We start from the raw sequence: 21,918 nt of genomic DNA on the forward strand, positions 1-21,918 counted from the left end.
CGTCCTGAGCCAGGATCAAACTCTCCAAAGAATTTGATATAGCTCTTAAATTGACGAAGCTTGCGCTTCATTCAAAAATTGTAAAACTTTTTTTGCCTCATCGTTCAGTTTTCAAAGTTCGTCTGCCGCTCTTGGCGACTAAATGATAATAACATTTAATTCTTTTTGATGTCAACAACTTTTTTGTTTGTTCAACGTTTGTCGCTGACAACAGAGATAACTATATCACCTGCTTTTTAATCTTGCAAGCATTATTCTAAAAAAACTTTTAAATCTTTTTCTACATCATCCAAAGTTCGAATCCCAACTCCTTGAAGGAAGAATAAACCACTCTAAAGAATACAGCTATATCTAATAACGACTATAAACCTTTAAGGAGCCCTTCATGATGCAATCTGATCTACAGCGTCCTAAGAAACGTTCACCGCTCAGAATATGGTCCGGTACCCAAGTATATACGTTAAAGAGACGACTTGAATGGATGACGGATAAACGAAAATATGTTTCAAAGCGAAATCCTGACCCGATGCCATATCTGATCCATACACACCGCACTCCTCTATATCGCCAACTCCGAGATGTCGACATGGAAGTTCAACATAACAAGGTTATCAATCTGAAGATTGCAATCTCCAAACTGAACGGCTCTATCCTGACTCCAAACGACGTCCTCTCCTATTGGAAGATGATCGGCAAGCCGACGAAAAGTAAAGGATACGTCGACGGAATGATTCTCCATTACGGAAAAGTCACTTCAGGAATCGGTGGTGGTCTATGCCAACTGTCCAATCTAATCTATTGGATCACCTTACATAGCCCATTGACCGTAACCGAACGTTATCGTCACAGCTACGACGTGTTCCCAGATTACCGACGGGACCAACCTTTCGGGAGTGGTGCGACATGTTCTTATAATTATCTCGACTTACAAATCACAAACCAAACGGCGCAAACGTATCAACTCCTTCTATATATAGAGGGAGATCATCTCGTCGGGGAATGGCGCTCGAACATCCCGAATAAAGAACAGTATCGTATATATGAAGAAAACCATCATTTCACCCGTGAATGGTGGGGTGGGACGATCCGACATAACCAGATATTTAGAGAAGTCACTTCAATGAATGGCACACATCTTCGAAACGAGTTCATCACAGAAAATCACGCGATCACGATGTACGACCCATTCCTTCCTGAAAATACTGCATACAAAAAAGCCGACTCGTAATAACAGAGCCGGCTTTTCAAATGAACTTATGCGTGTGGCAAGAACATGAAGTATGCCAAGAAGATGACCAACATCCCGTACATGATCGGATGAATCTCTTTCGTCTTCCCTTTTGCAATCATCATGAGTGGGTAAAGGATAAACCCAAGCCCAATTCCCGTTGCGATTGATGATGTAAGTGGCATCATGATAATCGTCAAGAATGCAGGAACTGCAATCTCGATCTTTTTCCAATCGATATCAAGAAGAGCCGAAGCCATGAGCACACCAACAATAATCAGCGCAGGAGCTGTTACCGGCGCCGTAACAACTGCCAAGAGAGGCGAGAAGAACAATGCCAAACCGAAGAACAATCCTGCGAAGACAGCAGTCAATCCTGTTCGTCCACCAGCAGCGACACCTGCTGACGATTCAACGTATGAAGTCGCTGTAGATGTTCCGAAGATTGCACCTGCCACCGTCGCTGTCGAGTCAGCTAACAACGCCTTACTCGCACGTGGTACTTTGTTCTCTTTCATGATCCCAGCTTGACGCGCTACCGCGACGAGCGTTCCTGCTGTATCAAAGAAATCGATGAAGAAGAACGTCAAGATGACAACGAGCATTTGAAGCGTGAAGACGTCACCGAAGTTGATGAAGGCTTGACCGAATGTAGATGACATACTCGGCGGCATCGACACGACATCTGAAATGGCTGTCGGAGTTGGCACGAGACCGAAGATCATTCCGACAATCGCCGTCAACAACATCCCGATGAAAATACCACCTTTGATGTCGCGCGCCATGAGCAAGGCACTGACCACAAGACCGAATACCGCGAGAAGCGTTGTGCCCGTTCCGAGCGAACCAAGACTAACAAGTGTTGCTTCATTCGCAACAACGATGCCTGCGTTTTTCAAACCGATGAACGCGATGAAGAAACCAATCCCTGCAGCAACCGCCATTTTGAGCGGAGCCGGAATCGCGTTGACAATCGTTTCGCGAATTCCTGATAACGTCAATACGATAAAGAAGAGACCTGATACGAGTACACCTGACAAAGCCGTTTGCCAAGAAATACCCATCCCGATGACGACGCTATATGCGAAGAACGCGTTAAGGCCCATGCCCGGCGCAATCGCAATCGGGTAGTTCGCGAGAAGTCCCATCGTCAATGAACCGACGACTGCAACAAGACCTGTCGCCACGAAGACCGCTCCTGTATCCATACCCGCTGCCCCAAGAATGTTCGGGTTAACGAAAAGAATGTACGCCATCGCGAGGAAAGTTGTAAATCCTGCGATCAGTTCCGTGCGGACACTCGTACCGAGTGCTGTGAGTTGGAAGTAACGATCGATCCGACTCGTTGTTGATGGTTGTTGCTGTTCTTGCTTGAGCTGTGTGCTCATTTGTTTTCCTCCTTGTACTCGCCGTAAAACGAGAAAAGGTCCCCGGCAAATGACCGAGGACCCCACGCGAAACATACGAGGGCATACACCCTCATCTATGTCTCGCCGTAGTGAAATCATTTAAGGTGATTTCGTAGAGACTCTCGGGCCATATCCCCGACATTATACGGCAAAATATTTTATAATTGTTCGGTTATAATAAGAACGTTCTTATCGTATCAGCGTGAAAATAGAATGTCAACTAAATTCACGGATTTTACAACGATAAAAAACGTTAATGTTCGGTTTTAGGACAAAACAGAGGGGATATCCCCTCTGTTCAGCTTATTCCCATTCGATTGTTGCAGGTGGCTTAGACGTGATGTCATACAGCACACGGTTAACGTGGCTGACTTCGTTTACAATCCGGACAGAGATCTTCTCAAGCACATCCCATGGAATACGTGCCCAATCGGACGTCATGCCATCGATTGAAGTGACCGCACGAACACCGACAGCATAGTCGTACGTACGCTCGTCACCCATGACTCCGACCGAGCGAATCGGCGTGAGCACCGTGAAGTATTGCCAGATGTCGCGTTCAAGTCCAGCTTTCTTCACTTCTTCACGCAGAATCGCATCCGATTCACGCACGATTTCTAACTTCTCTTCCGTGATTTCACCAAGGACACGAATTCCGAGACCTGGACCCGGGAACGGTTGGCGCCAAACGATATAGTCAGGAAGACCAAGTTCTGTACCGAGTGCACGGACCTCGTCTTTAAAGAGCGTGTTGAGTGGTTCGATCAACGTGAAGTTCATATCTTCCGGCAATCCACCGACGTTATGGTGTGATTTGATTGTTTGCGCTGTGTCTGTCCCACTCTCGATGATGTCTGTGTAGAGCGTCCCCTGTGCGAGGAAGTCCATATCGACGAGTTTCGATGCTTCTTCATCAAATACGTAGATGAACTCGTTTCCGATGATCTTACGTTTTTGCTCAGGGTCCGAGACACCAGCCAACTTCGTCAAGAAACGTTCTTGTGCATCGATTTTGATGACTTTCATGTTGAATCCGTCTGCGAACGTCTTCATGACGCTATCCGCTTCCCCTTTACGAAGGAGACCATGGTCGACAAACATACATGTCAACTGATCACCGATTGCGCGATGAACGAGTGCGGCCACGACAGAAGAGTCGACACCGCCCGAAAGCGCACAAAGAACTTGCTTATCGCCAACGATTTCACGGATTTTCTCCACTTCGAGGTCGATAAAGTTTTCCATCGACCATTCGCCTTTCGCACCACATACTTCATAGATGAAGTTTTTCAAGATGTCGTTTCCGTACTCGGAGTGACGAACCTCTGGATGGTATTGGACACCGTACATTTTCAACTCATCGTTTTTGATTGAAGCGACCGGGCAAGACGGGTTCGTTCCATCGACGATAAATCCTTCCGGTGCTTCCATGACGAGGTCACCGTGGCTCATCCATACTGTATGTTCGACTGGAAGCCCGTTATAAATCGCTGATGCTTCCGGCGTTGAGAACAATGTCGCTTTTCCGTATTCACGATGAGCGGCACGTTCCACACGACCACCGAAGTGATGTGTCATGAGTTGCATCCCGTAGCAGATCCCGAAGATTGGAATACCCAGTTCAAAGATCTCTGGATCACAACGATATGCACCTTCCGCGTATACGCTGTTCGGTCCACCCGAGAAGATGATGCCGATCGGGTTCAATTCGCGAATCTCCGCTGCCGTCATCTTATGTGAATGCAACTCGCTGTATACGCCAAGATCACGGACACGACGTGTGATCAACTGGTTATACTGACCACCAAAATCAAGCACCAAAATCATTTCTTGTTCTACTTTCACGAAATCTCCACCTTTCTGCCTTCTCCTCAAAAAAAAGGACACGCCCCTCCCCCAGATCAACCCAAACCGAAGAAGAAGCACGCCCTTTTCTTTGTATACGAAACGTGCTCCTTCATAGTCGGTCCATTTACGGTGGTCCGGTAGAGACTCTCGCGCCAATTCACGAGTATATACGAAGGAATGCCATGTTCAATTATCTAACTAATGCGTCTATCTTACTTGATGCATCTCATCACTTCAACTCATAATTCGACGAATCATGATTTTCCAATATTCTTTATATTTTGAATTTGGCTCTTGTTCTGCGTAAACAACTTGCTCAAACAAAGCCGTCAGACGGGTCATATCATTCGTTTCATAGTAGGCATCGACCTCTTTAGCGAGTTCTGACGGCGTACGTCCATCAATTTTAAATCCGTTCGCACGCAGTCGTTTCATCAAATAGCGGTGCATCGAGACGAGACGCCCATCCGTGAGCGGACGACTCATCCACCAGACATACATGATTTGACGCGCGATGATTTTACGATTCCAAACGAGGATCACCACGAGGAAGAGAATGACAATCCATCCCCACACGGGCATGTTGCGCGCCTCCTCTTGAACATCACCTGTCGTCACATCATCGATCAACAAATCTTTTTGCGGACGGTTTTGCGTATCGTTGTCTTGATTTGCTTGGGGATCGTTCGCAGCCGGTGTCGTATCTTCCGTATCCGTTTCTCGTTCCATCTGCAATAAGTTGGCGTCCGAGAAACTGATTGTCGCTTCTAACGGAACCCAGCCCGCGCCTTCAATGAAATACTCGACCCACGAGTGGGCGTGACGATTTCGAATCGTATGTTCTTCCTCACCTTGAACGACCCCTCGTGTGTCACCCATCGTAAATCCTTTTACCCAACGCGTCGGTATGCCGTTCGCGCGCAGCAATACGGCAGCTGACGTCGAGAAGTTATCGCAATACCCGATTTGTGTGTCGAACAGGAACTGGTCAACATAATCCGTCTCCCCTTCCGGTTGTGCCACATTTTCGGTGTCGTATTGAAATTCTCCATTTCGGAAATAGGATTCTACCGCTTCCGCCTTCTCGTTCGGTGTCTCACTCTCCGCCGTGATGTCAGCGGCTAAATCTCGTACACGCTCTGGCAACGATTCCGGTAGCTGTAAATAGACCTGTTGCTCTTCTTCCGTGAGCGATGTGATCTCTTCATTTAATGCCAGTTGTTCTTCAGAGAAAGCCGGGACACTATAACGAAGTTGGATCGTCCGCGGAGTCGATTGTTCCTCATTTTCAAATACAATCTTTCCGGACGGTTGCATCGTAATCGTCTCGTTCGGGAAAGTCCGTTCGATATCACCGACTCGAAATTCGGTACCGGACTCTGTTTCGATAGCTTGCGGATATTCTCCACCGTAAGGAACGAACGGTTGTCGGCGCTCAAAACGTAACAATGCCTGTTCCGGTGTCGTATCCACTTCCGAGTCCACCAACTGACCACGATTGTAGTTCGAGTCAAGAACCGGTGCCTCAACCCAACCTTTCCCTGTATAAATCGCCTTGGATTCGATGCGCCAATAGCGGGCCGGCACGCCGCGAGCGATGAAGACGATGCCGTCATCCTGTTCAAACGGACCACCTAGCGATTCGTCGTTCACCCCATACCCAACTCGGCCCGGACCACTCCCATCCCCTTCCGTCGTCGCATTCCGGAAGCTCGTAGTGATTCGATCAGACCAATCGCCTTCAAGCGTAGGTGAAGCGCTTGCGAGAGCCACGACGACACTGAGGAGTAGTCCGATACTGACGAATCGGACGAGCGATTGACTCGGTCGCTTCGCCAAATCGGTGACAAATAATAAGAGGAGCGATGTGACGATGGCATACAGGATATTGCCTTCCCCGTCATACAACGTCCACGTATCAAAATAAGCCATAACCCCAAGTGTCGAGATGATCGTTCCAAGAGCAAAACTGTAACTTGGATAGGTTCGTCCGACAAGCACGGCGAACAACAAGCCGATCAGCGCCATGGCAGAAAAGAAAATTGCCTCATTCGGCAGCTCACCGCTCATGACACCCATCAAATCTTCCATCCATAGTCCAAACCAGTCCAGCATACTGCCATGATAGACATACAAGATGACGAGGAAATGAAGAAGCGAGATTCCAAGGAAAGCAGCCCAAGGCAGAAGACTCGCTAACATCGGCACGATAAGCAGGAAGTAAAACGGCCACGTCACATCGAACGTCGTACTTCCGACAATCGGCTCAATCCAGAACGACAACAAATAGGCGGCAAGCGCCGTATAGACGATTCGGGTTACCCATGTCTTCATACCGTCACCTCATTTACTGCCGTGTAGAGATGATAGCTACCTTGTGTCTCGTGAATCAACTCTCGAATGGACGTCGTTTCAAACGGACTGATCAAAATCAAATCTCCAGTTTGTTGAGGCAGATTTTGCTTCACTCGTTCGACGAGACGCCCCTCGGCTTCTGGCGTGGCAGTCAATAAGTAATGGCCGACTTCCGCACTCTGGTCGGGAAGATGGAACAGTCGCACCTGCTCTTCAATGACGTAGAGCTCAAACGGCAGATTTTTTCGTTCTAACTGACGAATCGCCCCAACGAGTAAGGATAATGAGCGTTCAAATGCCTCTTCATACTCGGCAGAGACGGCAGGCACGAATACGAGCGAGAGCTTCTTCTCTTGTTCCTGGTCAAACGTCTTGGTCATCAAGTTCCCTCGACGTGCGGATGCCTTCCAATCAATCCGTCCGATTCGGTCTCCTGCCGCATACTCCCGAACTCCGCTGGTCGTATTGGCCACTTCGGTATACGTCCGCATTTGACGATATTGTTCCCCACGACCGCCGACATGTTCGTCTCGAGGTAAATCAAACGGCAATTCGGCAGGCGACACCTCGACGACCGTTTCGAGTCGCAACGTCCGCTTCCGGTCGAACAAACCGAACACATCGCGTACATGGAGCACGGTGCGGTTAAAGACATGAATCCCACGCTTGATCGCCCCGACCTCATACTGGACGACTTCTGCTTGTCGGAAAAAACGGTCCACCGGCACGACAATCGTCTTGTCTTCATCCGTCAAACGTTGTGGCAATCGCTCCTCTAACGTGACCATCCCAATCAAGAAAGGATACTTCCGTTCAATTCGTAACTCGACGTCCATCGTTTGTCCAGAGACAAGTCGCTTCGTTGTCACACGGCGCACCACATTTGCCGCCGTGACCGGATAAATCATAAAGAGCGTCCAGTAGACGGTCAACACGACGAACGACCACCATAATGTCGAGGCGACGATACTGCCTTCGATGCGGGCAAATGCATACAATCCGAATGCCGCCGCCCATACAACGAACAGCTTCATCCAGTTTTTCATACTTCATTGACCTCACGATCCATCGGGACAGGTAACGTATCTAACCAGTCTTGAATCAACTGATTCGGTGACTTCCCTTTATATCGCGCTTCCGCTGTCAAAAGGACGCGATGTCCGAGCACACTCGTCGCCATCGCCTTTACATCATCCGGCAAGACGAAATCGCGATTATGGATATACGCCCACGATTGAGCCGCTTTCATCAACGCAAGTGTAGCTCGCGGACTCCCGCCTAAATACGTATGCGGATCTTTTCGAGACTCATGCACCAATCGCACGATGTACTGTTTAACGGCACTCGACACATGCACGTCTCTCACTTCACGTTGCATCAGTTCGACTTCTTGCTTCGTGATCACGCTCTGAAGCGCCTCGAGCGGCTCTTCTTTTTCAAAACGTGACAACAGCGCAATCTCTTCATTAAACGTCGGATAGCCCATCTCGATTTTAAGTAAGAAGCGATCCAGCTGTGCTTCCGGTAACGGATACGTCCCTTCATGCTCAATCGGGTTTTGTGTCGCCATGACGAAGAAAGGTGAAGGTAACACTTTCAATTCCCCGTCCACTGTCACACTTCGCTCAGCCATCGCCTCGAGAAGAGCTGATTGCGTTTTCGGTGAGGTCCGATTGATTTCATCCGCTAAAATGATGTTACCCATGAGCGGACCTGGTCGATATTCAAATTCTCTCGTTTTTTGGTTATACATCGAAATCCCGGTCAAGTCGGATGGCAGCATGTCCGGCGTGAATTGAATGCGCTTAAAATCTAAGTCAATCGCTCGACTGAACGTACGAACGAGCATCGTTTTCCCCACTCCTGGTACGTCTTCAAGTAATACATGCCCACCTGCTAGCAAGGCAGTGAGACTTTTTGCGATGACTTCTTCTTTTCCGACAATCACGGTTTCAATAGCGGTAATAATCGATTGGACAGTTGGACGGTACATGACGGACTCCCCTTTTTTCTCTGGTCTAGGATGACTGAAAGTTAGAATGTTCTGACTTTATTGTGACACAAGCGAGTATCGGAAAGAAAGAAATACCGCACCCAAATGCGCTTCCTATTTCTTTACCCAAAAAACGTGTCCGTTCTTTAGAAAAAACGGGCACGTTTATCGATTATTCTGGGCGCTTCACATCAAATAGTTCCCCAAGGGTCGCATAACTATTGCCCGCCATCCGACTGACAGGCGCTAGCCGTTTGGCATCGATGCGTCCTTGACTGTATAACTCTCGATCAATATGAAAACGGACAATTCGTGCAATCAATAGATCGGCAGTCGTTTTTCCGTCATGTTCAATCGGCAAGTGATGATGGAGCACACATTCAAAACGGATTTTCGCTTCTTTGACCCCTGGCGTTGAAATCACATCACTCGGTTGAAGCGTAAAGTCCGTACGAGATAGCTCACTCTCATCTGACGCAAGGTTGGCGGCCGTTTCGTTCACGTTGATGACGTTCGTCTCATCTACGACATGAATCACCAGTTCATTCGTACGGAGTGCGTTACGCGCCGTGTCTTTCATCACGCCATCTTTTCGTTGAACCGAGACAGAGACGAGCGGAGGATTGGATGCGACTACATTGAAGTAGCTAAACGGGGCGGCATTAATCACGTCCCCATGTTGTGTTGTGACAAACGCAATCGGTCTTGGAACAATACTGCCAATCAAAAATTTATATGTGTCTCGTTCAGTCAAAGCAGAAGGTTCAATCGATAGCATAGACTCACACTCCTTTTTATCTTAACTTCAAAATAATCACTTCATCAGACAATGTCAACGCAAAGCAGGTTGACACGTGTACATTTCATGTATTTTGGGTAAATCGCATTATGTGTATATGATTTTAAACACTTCGTATAAGCAAATTGTTTCATTTTCCCTTCCCGGTCTCATAGAATTCAGGGCAAGGAAAAGATGACCTATCGTTTTTTATGTTCAAGGAAGGAAGTAGAACGAATGATCAGCAAGTGGATTGAACAATTGAACAGTCGTCAAATACTCAGTATTTTATATAGTGTCTGTGGATTCAGTCTGGTTTTGACCTTGATTGGGGCCTGGTTCGTTCGAGATGGGAATGTCTCCACTCTCGAACTCACTGCTCTCCGATGGATTTGGATGATTGGGCTCGTCATGTTCATCAGTGCCATCTTATTAATCGGACGCCCGCTCATCAAACGGATGGCCGACCAGAACAGCAGACTGAAAGCGAAGAAAGAAAAGCTCGAAAACGTATTGAACGAATCGAAATTAAACGAAATCAATCTTCAATATCGCAATGAGTTGATTGAAGTATTGGCCTCGAAAGAATCACTATTCGATTACTCTTCTGTCATTGAAAAGATTGTGTTGCTTACAAAATCTGAGTTCGGTGCCCTCTTACTCACCAAAGACGGAGAAATCACGTCTGTCGTACCGAAAGAGATGACCGAAGATCAACAAGAAAGTCTAAAGAAAGATTCCCTTTTGCTTAAACGAGTCATGATTTCAAAGTTACCGGCCGCCACTTCTAAGCGGGTCGTCGATGCGTTACACACGTATCCATATTATATCTATGAGACGGTCATTCCTATCATGGACCCATCGGATAATAGTCTGATTGGCTGTCTTTACTTGGCTCGTTACGACGAACAGTACGATGCCAGTGAAAAATCGGAGTTGAACGCATTCGCAAGCCAACTCGCCATCTCACTTCTCCGCATGCAGCTTTATCGTCAGATGCAGCAGGATCGAAAAGAAACAGCGCAACTCATCAACTCTGTACGGGAAGCCATTTTGTATGTGAACTATGAAGATGATACGGTCGTCGGCAATCGCGCCTTCATCCGCATGTTTGATGATTTACACTTCGACTACAAAGGATACGAAGAACTCTCTGCCATCGATATCGATATCGAACAGCTGGCGGAACGGGTCGATCAGCATGAACAGTTTGTCCGATACTTCGAGCGCGTCTTCACACAAGACCCGCCGGAAGACGGACTGACGATTTCAATCGACCAAGGCGATTGCTTCATTCAACTTTATGCTGAAAGCGTCTATCGGGACCGCAGACTTCGTGGAACGATGCTCGTCTTACGTGACGTCACGGCCGAAACGGAGATTGATCGGATGAAATCTGAACTCGTCTCGACCGTCTCGCATGAATTACGGACGCCTTTGTCCTCGATTTACGGATTTACCGAGCTGATGCTGTCACGTGATTTGAAGGAAAGTCGTCGTGAACTGTATTTTAAGACGATCCACGATGAAGCGAAACGCCTTTCCTATCTCGTCAACGATTTCTTAGATCTTCAAAAAATGGAGTCTGGAAAACAAGCGTTCGAGTGGGAACCGGTCGACTTATATCAGCTCGTCACAGATAGTGTCGCGTTTTATCAGGAAACGACGGACCGACATGAGCTGTTCATCGACACCGATACCGAACAAGATTTCATTATTGATGCGGACTTAGAAGGGATGCGTCAATTGCTCGGCAACCTATTAAGTAACGCCATCAAATATTCGCCAGATGGCGGGAATATCCTTGTATCGCTCGAACGCGTAGATGAAGAGGTCGTGATGAAAGTAAGAGACCATGGTATGGGAATACCAAGTGCCTCACTCCCTCATCTCTTCGGTAAATTTTATCGAGTCGATAATTCGGACCGTCGAAAAATCGGTGGTACCGGACTCGGTCTCGCAATTTGTAAAGAAATTGCCAAAGCGCATGAGGGTCAACTCCATGTCGAATCGATATATGGAGAGGGCAGTACATTCATCTGTGAACTACCAACCTCAAAAGAGCACATCATGCAATAACACGGTCATGTCGACCGTGTTATTTTTGACTCTTTTTTGCCTAATTTGGAAGGAATCCTTTGACAATATATAGAAAGGAAAGAAACCGATGCATTTTCGTGGATGTAGGATACCCTATCCATTTATTTTTACACGTTTTAAGCCAAAAACAAGATATACTGATTATAAAGAGATTGCTAGGATCGGAGGACTTGCCATTGGATCATCGTGACCCGCCTTTTTCAGAGATTGGAGATTTTAATCAATTGGGACGTTTTGAGATTGACGTACCTCACATGGGGGAGCAAGCGAAGTTTCAATCTGCCGCTGCTTTGATTCGGAAGCACGTGCCATTACGCCTTGGTGGATTTTACATTATTGCGAGCGAAGAGGAAATTTTGCATAGTGGTTCACATGATGCGAATCTTCAAAAACATTTGATTCACCTATTACAGCAGGTCCTTAACGGTCATATAGAAGACGAACGCCTCGTCCAAGAACAAGTGTGGACTGTGCATTATTTCACGACACCATAAAATGACTCGAAGAAGTACTTATCCCATAAAAAATGACGCTCTCTTCGAGCGTCATTCTGCTTGTGACATGATTGAAATTACTTTTTCGTAATAGTCTGTTGCTTGCTTGTATTTCCCATTCTCCCTTAGCTCTTTCGCTAACCAAAGGGCATATTTTTTTGCGTATACGTACTCATCGTGATCTTCAAAATAAGTCACGGCACTTTTTAGGCTCTCCATAAGCTTTTGAGAGTTCTTATCCTTAAAGTGATTCCAATAGATATTAAAGTGCTGATTGAATTCTTCGACCGCTTCATGTTGTTGCATCAATTCGTGGCCTGTTTCTAACCAATCTAAGACACCTTGTTCATTTTCCTGTTTTGCATTTACCTCTACCAGTGATAACACACTAAATAGCTTACTTCTAATATCCACTTTGTATTCAAAACTTTCCATGAAGTACGTAAGTGCCTTATCTTGTTCTCCTAATAACGAATAGATTTCTCCTATATTGTTATAGAGCATTCCATAATAGTTTCTTAAATCAGTTGCATTGGCGACTTTTAAAGCTTTTTGATTGTAAGAGAGAGCATCTGCATATCGTTTTCGTCGTTTATAAGTTAGTCCAATCAACATATGACACTCTATCATTCGCTCCAAACAAAAATTTTCTTGAAAATATTTTAATGAAGCTTGAAGATTTTCAAGAGCTTGTATATTGTCGGTAAATCGGAAATATAACGCGCCCGTAATGTAACGAATATCTGCAGCCTCCCAATCAGGTATTCCTGAATGAGGTAATTTATTTGTTACTTCTTCGATTAATTTGTATGATAGTTCTTTTTCATTTTCCTGAAAATATTGAAGTGCTTTCACTGTGTAATATCGAATGCGATCATCAGCAGAAAGTTGATCTTCAATCCAACCTACTTCCGTTACATATTTCGAATCCCCCCCTGGCATTACTCCAAAACGGGCCAATGTGACCATGAGAGTCATATACACCGATTTGGATTGTTTAACCGTAGGATGATTCATATATTTTTTGACTTGCTCTTGTTTGTCACGATCTTTTCGAGTAAGGATTGCTTCTTTCAAAATCTCTCTTATTTCTTTAATAACTTTTTCTGATTGGTAACTAAAGTCATGATATAGGGGTACTTCAATTTCAAGACGCTCGAAAAGAAGTTCTAGGACTTCCTCACTAGCAGATGTTTGATTATTTTCAATTTTGCTCAAATAAGAAATTGAACAGATCCCTCTTGCTAACACGGATTGTTTCATATTTTTTCGCAAGCGCTCTACTCTAATTAAATTCCCATAGTTGTACTCCATTATTAGTAGTAGCCCCTTTGCCCCATTTTCGAACTTCACTCATAATTTATTCATGTGAAGTACTTTCAGGAAATTCAGCCTATAATCCTCAACTTAATTAAGCATATTAAACAAAAGTTTCCCAACCCAAACTTATCCATCATCACAATTAATCATGATAAGATTTAACTAGTCAATCAATAGTGATTTGGACTTTAGTTCTACTTTTTTCAATTAAGATGAACAGTTTGTAGGAGGTGGATGGTATACATGGGGAAACTTAGTTTTTTACTCGCTGAAGATTATATTAAACCGAAAATCTACTTTAAGTCGAAATCTTCTAAACCGTCTGCGGTAGTAGACCATTCATATTCGAAAGATGACTTAAATCATTTCGAAGGCTTAGAAAATTTGACACAGTTATTATCTTCTACTAAAGGCTTCATTGTAAACGCATTTCAAATCGATTACTACCAACGTCTTCCGAAACTAATTTCAAAGACGTTAAAAGCAAACCGTTCCTTTAAAAAGCTTTACATTTTAGGTCCAGAATTATCGTTGTCAATTTTAAAAAGAAGTAGCAAAACTTCTTATGAAGCACAACTTCATGATTATGAATTTATCAACGTTGAACAGGATTCCGATTTGTTATCTAAACAATGTGAAACGCTATTGAGCGAAGGTCACATTTTATATATTCTTCCTGAAGCCTCTGTATGTTGGCAACCTAACTCATTAGAGCAACTACAAAAAGTTTGTACTCCACTTTGTAGTACCCTATTAAGTCAGACTGTGAAAGTTCCGATCTTAGCTACTTTGATGATAAACGACTCTGATAAAGTGACTATTTTCGAACCGAGTGTACCTGAGACCTACTCAGGGAACTTATTCGATTCTGTTAAAGAACAGTCTGAAGACATCTACCAGCTTTTAAAATCCTCAGATGACATGTAAGTTGCTTGATCAAAATTGGTATTAATTTTTTTCCATATAAATCATTATACAACGGAGGAATTAAACATGAAAAAGTTAGCTGGATTTTTCTTTATTACAACTGCAGTCCTTTTACTCGGAAGTTCATTCAAACCTTTTGCGGAAGAAAGACCACGTATCGTAAAAATCGAAGAACCGATTACTATAAATGCTGAAGAAAGACCACGCATTGTACAAATCGACGTTCCAGCAACCTTTAATAATGAAGGTATGCCACGCATCGTATAAACTGATTTGCTCAAGACGCCTCGGGCGTCTTTTTTATTTAAGAAAAAAGGTAAATGAATTATATATTTCCCTCCATTTTTTCCTTTTTACTTATATAATAAACAGGGACAACCTAGATGCACTCTCATACGCCGCCCTTGTCACTAGTTTAATGAATAAAGGAGTTTGAACATTGAATGAAACAAAATCATCATGGAGTTTAAAGCTGTTACTTAGTTCTTCACTTGCAATATCCGGGGCAGCAGTCGTCCCGTTCCAATTGGATTCTTCCGGTATTCAATCGACTGTCGCCGAAGCCGCCTCGACCTATACCACTACCGCCAACTTAAATCTTCGCCTCAGCGCAGCCACTTGGAGCCCAGCCCTCTTGACAATCCCATCTGGTTCAAGCGTCACGTACATTAGTACATACGGTTCGTGGTACAAGGTCAGTTATGGAGGCAAAACAGGCTATGTCGCTTCTCAATATGTTTCGGTCTCAAACACTTCTGCTTACTATAAGACAACAGACCGATTAAATATGCGCCTCACCGCTGCTTCATGGAGTGATGTGGTCACCGTGATCCCTGCCGACGCGACCGTGAAGTATGTCAGTCGTTATGGGTCATGGTACAAAGTGACGTTCAATGGAAAGACGGGCTATGTCGCTTCTGCTTATTTAACACCTACGAGTGCGCCAGTCCCACCTTCGGACTACTATAAAACGACTGCCAACCTGAACCTGCGTCTCAGCGCCGCTTCATGGAGTTCCGTCGTCACGACGATTCCATCGGGTGCGACTGTCAAATATGTGAGCCGTTATGGATCATGGTTTAAGGTCACCTATAATGGAAAAACCGGTTATGTTTCTTCTGACTACTTAACGGCGACGACAGCTCCCGTAACCCCGTCTTCTTATTATAAAACGACCGTGAACTTGAATATGCGTCTTAGCGCCGCTTCATGGAGCGATGTCTTGACCGTCATTCCAGCTGGATCAGTCATCAAATATGTCAGCCGTTATGACTCGTGGTATAAAGTCACATACAACGGCAAAACCGGGTATGTAGCATCCGAGTACTTGAAACCTACGACTGTTACGACACCAACGGATACAAACGGAACCGGTAAAACGGTCGTCATCGACGCAGGTCATGGTGGAAACGATCCTGGCGCTGTCTATGGCTCTGTTTATGAGAAAGTGATTGCACTTGATATCGCGAAACGTCTAGCTGGCGTCTTATCGAGCACCTATGACTACAACGTTAAATTGACTCGTTCGAACGATACATACCTCTCCCTTGAACAGCGTGTGTCACTCAACAAGTCTTATAAAGGGGAAGTGTTCGTCAGTCTTCATGCGAACTCTTCCGTTTATAACACGGCACATGGACACGAGGTACTCGTCCCGACGTCAGAAAGTTATACGACAAACCCTTACATTTCCGCCAGCCGTAGTCTCGGCTCAAGTATCAACAAAGAGATCGCTTCACGGATTTCTACGATTCAAAACCGTGGGGTCAAGTATCAAAATGTATACGTAGTCGGACGGAACGTTTCACCTTCTACCCTTGTCGAATACGGATTCATCAGTAATTCAAGCGACCGCTCACATTTAACGAGTACGACATATCGTCAACGAATGGCTGAAGCAACGGCATCCGGCATTCATCAATTCATGCGATCTTATTACTAAAAACAAGGAACTTAGCACTCAGCTAAGTTCCTTGTTTGATATGGACTCGCCAAATCATATGGGATGCCCCAGGTCCCCAATAATGTTCGAGGATATGAGACGGCTCACCCAATCGTTTCTGCCAATAGGCTTGTGCGCTCGGGAATCCGGCATCTAAATAAAAGACCTTCTTCCCTCGAACCGAAATTTCACGCATCATCTCTTCTAACAGGAATTGCCCGACACCTCGCCGCTGCATTCGTGGTGACACATAGACACTCCCTAGCTCAATCGCATCACGCTCAATTTGTATGTTGCCTGAGATGATATCATTCGGAGGTAATAACGCCCCTGCTCCGACAAGGATTCCGTCCTCTTCTACAACGTACAGATCAACGGTGTCATCATCGAAATGATCTTGAATCGTCGTGTTCAGACGCGCCACTTCTTCATCGAGCAAATCGGCATCTTCAAACCGCTCTCGTCGAATCAAGTCACTCAAACTCTCCATAAATAAGCGCTGCAAGGATTTCACGTCTGATTGTTCGAGTGCACGAAAATTCAAGACGGCCACTCCCTTTTCTTTTTTGTTTTACTCTTTACCCTCACGAATTCGTTGCGTAACACTCGGGTACGAGGGAATCATTTCTTCGAGCGGCTCATAATTCAATTTACCGTACGTTTTCCAAATGACTAAAATCGCAGCGGTCCATAATATGATTGTCAAATGAATAAACCCGATTGGATAACCACTTTCCGCTTCGAACCCGACCATCACGAACATTACGTTGAACATCGTATGCATGAGAAAGGCCGACCATAAATTGCGCGACGAACCGTTGTATACCCAAGTCATGATGATCGTATATGCCATCACGGCTAAGCCATACGCCCAAAATGACAAATTCGCCTGTCCTGTTCCAGCCATGAAGAAGAGCGGAATATGCCACATCGCCCAAAGGACCCCCAGTGACAGGCTAGCTAGAAGTGGAGAGAATCTTGATTGTAAGGCGTCCAGCAAATAGCCGCGCCATCCATACTCTTCCTGCAACGTCCCTCCGAGAAATAGCATATAGAAGAAGTATGGGACGACCCACCACGGTTCTCGAACGAGTAGGGCACCGCTTCGATCCGTCCACCAATACGCTACGAGAAATAAGAACGGCACCAACAAAAGTGGAATCGCATACGCCTTCCAACTCATCTGGAACTGAATGCTTTTCCGAAGAAGATGTGTCACCCCTTCCCCGCCCCGAAGTCGATACATCGTGAGAAACCCTGCAATGCTTGGACCAAACGCCCCTAAAATAACGATGACCATGATTGGCAAATCGGTCCACCAGTACAAGCTCCCCCATATGAACCATGAATAGCCGAATGAGACCAATAAGAAAAAGTTGATGTATTTGTTTTTATACATAATCAGCACCCCTTCAGTAATGTAGTACCCGTTATTTGATTGGAAGAATAGCATTTGAATCTTTTTGTATGTAATTATAATTATTCGGCATATAATGAAGTGATGAATGGATTAAATAACCCTATGAGGTATCGACACTATGGAACAGATTAGCACGCATACAACGAGTCACAATGGATTTTTGATGATACTCGCTTTCCTCATTGCCAGCGTTTCTGCCTTGATGGCACTCGAATTAGCGAAGCGGGTCACAGGAGGTGTGACAACGTCTCATCGTACTTGGATTTTATTTGGTGGTACCACGCTAGGTCTTGGCATCTGGTCCATGCATTTTGTGGCCATGCTCGGTCATGCTTCTTTACACGAAAGCACGTACTCCATCTGGCTCATTATCGGATCAATGATTCCGGCGATTGCCGGGTTCATCCTGTCGTTCGGTTTGATTTCCCGAAAGACGACATGGATGACCTTACTGCAATCTTCCGGTTTGATGGGATTTGGAATCGTCAGCATGCATTATATCGGGATGACCGCTATACAAAGTGTTCAATTAGACTTTGATCCCTTATGGGTATTGATTTCAATTGGTATCGCATGGAGCGCTTCCTTTCTAGCCTTATGGGTAGGCTTCTTTTCATCCTACTCTACGCAGCATTTCGCTTTTTCCGTGAAACTGATGTTCTCCCTTCTGATGGGGACAGCTATTTTCAGTATGCACCTTGCTGGAATGCGGGCAACGACTATCATTCCTGATGCTTCACCCGCCAGGCAGGTTCCGATTGATCCGACCCTACTCGCATGGTTAGTCACGAGCATCGTGTTTCTCTTATTCGGAATGTACTTTATTGCGTATACGTTAGAACGACAAATCCAAAAACGTGACCTCTTTCAAACGACGATTTTAGAATCGACAACGGATGCCGTAGTGACGACGACAAGCGATGGTGAAATCCAATATCAAAATCAAGCGTTCGCTCACTTATTCGAGGGGCATGCGACAGAACCTTTTTTTCAGGATTATCATCCTTTGCTGTCGGCTCAACAGCCGTTCTATCAGCCGGTACAAATTGACACGAATCATCGTACGTTAGAAGTGACGTCCTACCCACTTCAAGATGGTTCAAACAATCAAGTACTCTGGTTTATCCGAGATGTGACCGAAGCAGTCGCCTCTCAGCGTCTGATTGAACATATGGCTTTTCACGATGCATTGACGGATTTACCAAATCGGCATAAACTGGATGCCCTCTTGAAGGAATGTATCTCACAAGAACGTTCGGTCGCCTGTTTATACATCGACGTAAACCGCTGGCGTTTCCTAAGTGACATTCTTGGGCATCACGGAGCAGATGAGTTGATCATGCAAGTCGCTGACCGCCTCAAACATACGATTCACCCAGACGATGTATTGACACGAATCGGACCATCCGAGTTTGTCATCTTACTATTTGCGCAACGCAGTTCGCTCGCTCATCAAAAGGCTGAAAAATGTATTAAAGCGATTTCATCCAGCTTCGACGTGGATGGCACGACTCTTGAATTGACGATGAGTGCGGGAATCAGTCATTTCCCTAAGGATAGTGCTTCTTCCGAAGAACTTATTCAATTTTCTCGTCTTGCCGCTGATGAATCCAGACAAGATGGAGAGAATAATATCAAATTATTCGAAGAATCATCACGACCTCAACTCTTGCGCAATATCGAGATAGAAAAAGCACTCGTCACCGCACTAAGTAAAAACGAACTGACACTTGTCTATCAACCGAAAATCGATTTGAAGCGGAATCGATTAGAAGGCGCGGAAGCGTTACTTCGATGGCAACATCCACAAATCGGAAAGGTTGCGCCATCTGACTTCATCCCGATTGCGGAAAACACGGGGTTAATTCATTCGATTGGTCATTGGGTCATTCGGGAAGGTTGTCGCGCTTGGGTGCGTTGGCAACGAACTGGGATACGTCCCTTTACATTATCCCTTAACGTTTCCCCGCTCCAATTTGCGCGCGAAGACTTTGTTGATACGCTACAATCCATTCTTTTGGAGACGGGGATGGACCCGATGTATCTCGAATTGGAAGTGACCGAGTCCTCGATGCTTTCATATGAGGCCTCGACTCGTGAAAAACTGACACAGTTGCATCAGCTCGGAATCCTCATTTCTCTCGATGATTTTGGGACCGGCTATTCTTCTTTCAGCCAACTTCGGGAACTTCCTGTGCAAGTGCTGAAAATCGATCGGTCGTTTATCGAGAACCTGTTCACCGACCGCAATCAAGAGGCCATCGTCCGCTCGATGATTCAACTCGGTCACAACCTTGGTATGAAAGTTCTCATGGAAGGTGTGGAAACATCCGCTCAACTCGAATGGTTACTCAAGGAATCATGTGACTACGTACAAGGCTACTACTTCAGTCTTCCGTTGTCTGAGACAGACGTTCCACTTCACGTAAAACAAACAACGACCTATCTCGAATTCGGGAAACACTAAAAAATCGCTTCTGTCAGGTGACAGAAGCGATTTTTGATTAAGACACACGTTCTTTTTCTTCTTCCCGAATCAAATGATATTGATCAAGAATCAACTGAGTCAACGTGTCCCCTTCATGAAGATGAAGGTATTTTTCAATCGTTGACGAGATGCCGTGTTCTTCGATCGACAAATTCAGCTCCGACGATTCCGAGTCCTCCGGGTTGTAGTAATGAAGGGCTGCTGCAATCCCGTAAGCGAGTTCGTTTGGCTCGATGCCGTTATCCATCAATTCGCGTGCCGGTTTGACGAGACGGTCGCTCGGTCCAAGTTTGCGAATCGGCGAACGCGCCACGCGTGACACTTCATCCTTCAGTTTCGGATTTTCAAAGCGCTTGATGATTTTTTGAATGTATTGGCTATGCTCTTTCGCCTCGAATCCGTATTTCTCAAGCAATAACCAACCTGTCTCATATAATGCGCCTTGGACGACTTGACGGACGCGACGATCCTTCAGCGCCTCGTCAATCGTTGCCTTCCCGAACAACGAGCCGATATAAGAGGCGATGGCATGTCCCGTATTGACCGTGAATAATTTTCGTTCGATATACGGTCCGATTTCTTCAACCCATGTCACACCTTGAATCGGTGGTTGTTCGTTGAGCCCTTGTGTCTCGATGACCCATTCATGGAACGTCTCGACTTCCACGTAAAGCGGATCCTCATGTTGTTGTAGCGGGACGATGCGGTCGACTGCTGCGTTCGGGAAGAAGACATTCGCCTCCCCGACACCACCACACGCCTCTACTTTTTGGCGAAGAATTGCACTCCCACCAATCATGTTCTCACATGCGATGACATAGACCGGTGCATCCTCGACTTCACGAGCACGAAGTCCTTCACTGATCAAGGGTGCCACTTTTGAGAGGAGTGACGGTCCGACAGCCGTCGTCACGAGATCTGCTTCTGCAATCAATTCCACGACACGAGCCGGTTCTTTTAAACTGTTGACACCGCGAACACGGTCGACGACGATACGATCGACGCCGTCTTCTGCGAACCCGACCTCATAATGACGTTTTGCCTCAAGCGCTTCGATGACCGTATCATTGATGTCGACAAACGTCACCTCGTAACCGCTTTGGTTGAGCAATAATCCGATAAAGCCTCGTCCGATGTTTCCTGCCCCAAAGTGAACAGCTTTCATTTACGCCACCTCTTCCATAAAGAGCGCCAAGATTTCTTCCTTCGTTTTCGCCTGAACAAGGCGCTCTACATTGCTTTCGTCTGAGCAGAGAATCGCGATTTGCGATAGGAGCTCTAAATGTTCATCATTCACGCCTGCAATTCCGATGACGAGTTTGGCCGTTTGACCCCCAAAGTCGACCCCGTCTGGTACTTGCAGGAACGAGATCCCCGTCTTCTGAACCGCTGATTTCGCTGCTTCTGTACCGTGTGGAATGGCGACGTGATTTCCGATATAGACGTTTGCGATCTCTTGACGTTCATGCATCGCTTCTACATACTCCGGCGTCACACAGCCGGCGTCTTGTAGGACGGCTCCGGCTGCTGTGATCGCTTCCTCTGTCGTTGCGAATGTTTGGTTAAGTCGAATCATCTCTGTTTGAATGAATGGCATTTTGATTTCCTCCTAATGG

18 protein-coding genes and 2 riboswitches are annotated in these 21,918 nt (G+C 45.7%); of the genes, 7 read left to right on the forward strand and 11 right to left on the reverse strand.

The genetic code is table 11. The features are described 5' to 3' along the window. Positions 1-385: 385 nt before the first annotated feature. A complete protein-coding gene (locus KNO61_RS15695) occupies positions 386-1,228 on the forward strand; it encodes a VanW family protein (RefSeq protein ID WP_214873841.1) in 843 nt (280 codons plus the stop codon). A 26-nt stretch (positions 1,229-1,254) separates the two neighbouring features. On the opposite strand, the gene KNO61_RS15700 is transcribed toward KNO61_RS15695, so the two are convergent. From KNO61_RS15700 to KNO61_RS15725, 6 genes are all read right to left on the reverse strand, one after another. Next, positions 1,255-2,616 (reverse strand): NCS2 family permease, encoded by a 1,362-nt coding sequence (locus KNO61_RS15700; protein WP_015880700.1) that lies wholly within the window; start codon positions 2,614-2,616, stop codon positions 1,255-1,257. Between the two features lie 88 nt (positions 2,617-2,704). Beyond that, a riboswitch (purine riboswitch) is annotated at positions 2,705-2,806 on the reverse strand. Between the two features lie 134 nt (positions 2,807-2,940). Beyond that, complete coding sequence (gene guaA / locus KNO61_RS15705) at positions 2,941-4,464, reverse strand: glutamine-hydrolyzing GMP synthase (RefSeq protein ID WP_031424658.1); 1,524 nt, start codon at positions 4,462-4,464, stop codon at positions 2,941-2,943. Positions 4,465-4,577: 113 nt separating this feature from the next. Continuing rightward, positions 4,578-4,678: riboswitch (purine riboswitch) on the reverse strand. Positions 4,679-4,719: 41 nt separating this feature from the next. Beyond that, complete coding sequence (locus tag KNO61_RS15710; protein ID WP_214873843.1) at positions 4,720-6,819, reverse strand: transglutaminase domain-containing protein; 2,100 nt, start codon at positions 6,817-6,819, stop codon at positions 4,720-4,722. After that, complete coding sequence (locus KNO61_RS15715; protein WP_078146247.1) at positions 6,816-7,886, reverse strand: DUF58 domain-containing protein; 1,071 nt, start codon at positions 7,884-7,886, stop codon at positions 6,816-6,818. The genes KNO61_RS15710 and KNO61_RS15715 overlap by 4 nt, the downstream gene beginning before the upstream one ends. Continuing rightward, the gene (locus KNO61_RS15720; RefSeq protein WP_074034693.1) at positions 7,883-8,833 is read right to left on the reverse strand and encodes an AAA family ATPase; all 951 of its coding nucleotides are present in this window, start codon (positions 8,831-8,833) and stop codon (positions 7,883-7,885) included. The genes KNO61_RS15715 and KNO61_RS15720 overlap by 4 nt, the downstream gene beginning before the upstream one ends. Positions 8,834-9,005: 172 nt before the next feature. Next, positions 9,006-9,611: a flavin reductase family protein gene (locus tag KNO61_RS15725; RefSeq protein ID WP_078146246.1), complete on the reverse strand. Its 606-nt coding sequence runs from the start codon at positions 9,609-9,611 to the stop codon at positions 9,006-9,008. 237 nt (positions 9,612-9,848) lie between these two features. On the opposite strand from KNO61_RS15725, the gene KNO61_RS15730 reads away from it, so the two are divergent. Both KNO61_RS15730 and KNO61_RS15735 read left to right on the forward strand, forming a co-directional pair. Continuing rightward, complete coding sequence (locus tag KNO61_RS15730; RefSeq protein WP_214873845.1) at positions 9,849-11,690, forward strand: ATP-binding protein; 1,842 nt, start codon at positions 9,849-9,851, stop codon at positions 11,688-11,690. 197 nt (positions 11,691-11,887) lie between these two features. Next, positions 11,888-12,205, forward strand: a complete 318-nt coding sequence (locus tag KNO61_RS15735) for a hypothetical protein (protein ID WP_078146244.1) — start codon at positions 11,888-11,890, stop codon at positions 12,203-12,205. Positions 12,206-12,256: 51 nt separating this feature from the next. Here KNO61_RS15735 and KNO61_RS15740 read toward each other — a convergent pair whose 3' ends face one another. Further along, the gene (locus tag KNO61_RS15740; RefSeq protein ID WP_078146243.1) at positions 12,257-13,519 is read right to left on the reverse strand and encodes a tetratricopeptide repeat protein; all 1,263 of its coding nucleotides are present in this window, start codon (positions 13,517-13,519) and stop codon (positions 12,257-12,259) included. 249 nt (positions 13,520-13,768) lie between these two features. Between KNO61_RS15740 and KNO61_RS15745 the strand changes: the two genes are divergently transcribed. From KNO61_RS15745 to KNO61_RS15755, 3 genes are all read left to right on the forward strand, one after another. Then, positions 13,769-14,452: a hypothetical protein gene (locus tag KNO61_RS15745; RefSeq protein ID WP_214873848.1), complete on the forward strand. Its 684-nt coding sequence runs from the start codon at positions 13,769-13,771 to the stop codon at positions 14,450-14,452. A 66-nt stretch (positions 14,453-14,518) separates the two neighbouring features. Then, a complete protein-coding gene (locus tag KNO61_RS15750) occupies positions 14,519-14,719 on the forward strand; it encodes a hypothetical protein (protein ID WP_078146241.1) in 201 nt (66 codons plus the stop codon). Positions 14,720-14,891: 172 nt separating this feature from the next. Further along, a complete protein-coding gene (locus KNO61_RS15755; RefSeq protein WP_214873850.1) occupies positions 14,892-16,394 on the forward strand; it encodes an N-acetylmuramoyl-L-alanine amidase family protein in 1,503 nt (500 codons plus the stop codon). A 22-nt stretch (positions 16,395-16,416) separates the two neighbouring features. On the opposite strand, the gene KNO61_RS15760 is transcribed toward KNO61_RS15755, so the two are convergent. Together KNO61_RS15760 and KNO61_RS15765 are read right to left on the reverse strand one after the other, a co-directional pair. Beyond that, positions 16,417-16,938: a GNAT family N-acetyltransferase gene (locus tag KNO61_RS15760; RefSeq protein WP_214873853.1), complete on the reverse strand. Its 522-nt coding sequence runs from the start codon at positions 16,936-16,938 to the stop codon at positions 16,417-16,419. Between the two features lie 27 nt (positions 16,939-16,965). Continuing rightward, entirely contained in the window at positions 16,966-17,793 is an 828-nt protein-coding gene (locus KNO61_RS15765) for a CPBP family intramembrane glutamic endopeptidase (RefSeq protein WP_251030868.1), read from the reverse strand. Between the two features lie 139 nt (positions 17,794-17,932). Between KNO61_RS15765 and KNO61_RS15770 the strand changes: the two genes are divergently transcribed. Next, on the forward strand, positions 17,933-20,281 hold the full coding sequence (locus KNO61_RS15770) for a bifunctional diguanylate cyclase/phosphodiesterase (RefSeq protein WP_214873857.1): 2,349 nt from the start codon (positions 17,933-17,935) through the stop codon (positions 20,279-20,281). A gap of 37 nt (positions 20,282-20,318) precedes the next feature. Here KNO61_RS15770 and KNO61_RS15775 read toward each other — a convergent pair whose 3' ends face one another. Both KNO61_RS15775 and KNO61_RS15780 read right to left on the reverse strand, forming a co-directional pair. Beyond that, complete coding sequence (locus KNO61_RS15775) at positions 20,319-21,467, reverse strand: mannitol-1-phosphate 5-dehydrogenase (RefSeq protein ID WP_078146236.1); 1,149 nt, start codon at positions 21,465-21,467, stop codon at positions 20,319-20,321. Beyond that, on the reverse strand, positions 21,468-21,899 hold the full coding sequence (locus tag KNO61_RS15780; RefSeq protein ID WP_078146235.1) for a PTS mannitol transporter subunit IIA: 432 nt from the start codon (positions 21,897-21,899) through the stop codon (positions 21,468-21,470). Positions 21,900-21,918 lie beyond the last annotated feature (19 nt).

Source organism: Exiguobacterium sp. s140, from assembly GCF_018617035.1.
GTDB classification, from domain to species: domain Bacteria; phylum Bacillota; class Bacilli; order Exiguobacteriales; family Exiguobacteriaceae; genus Exiguobacterium; species Exiguobacterium profundum.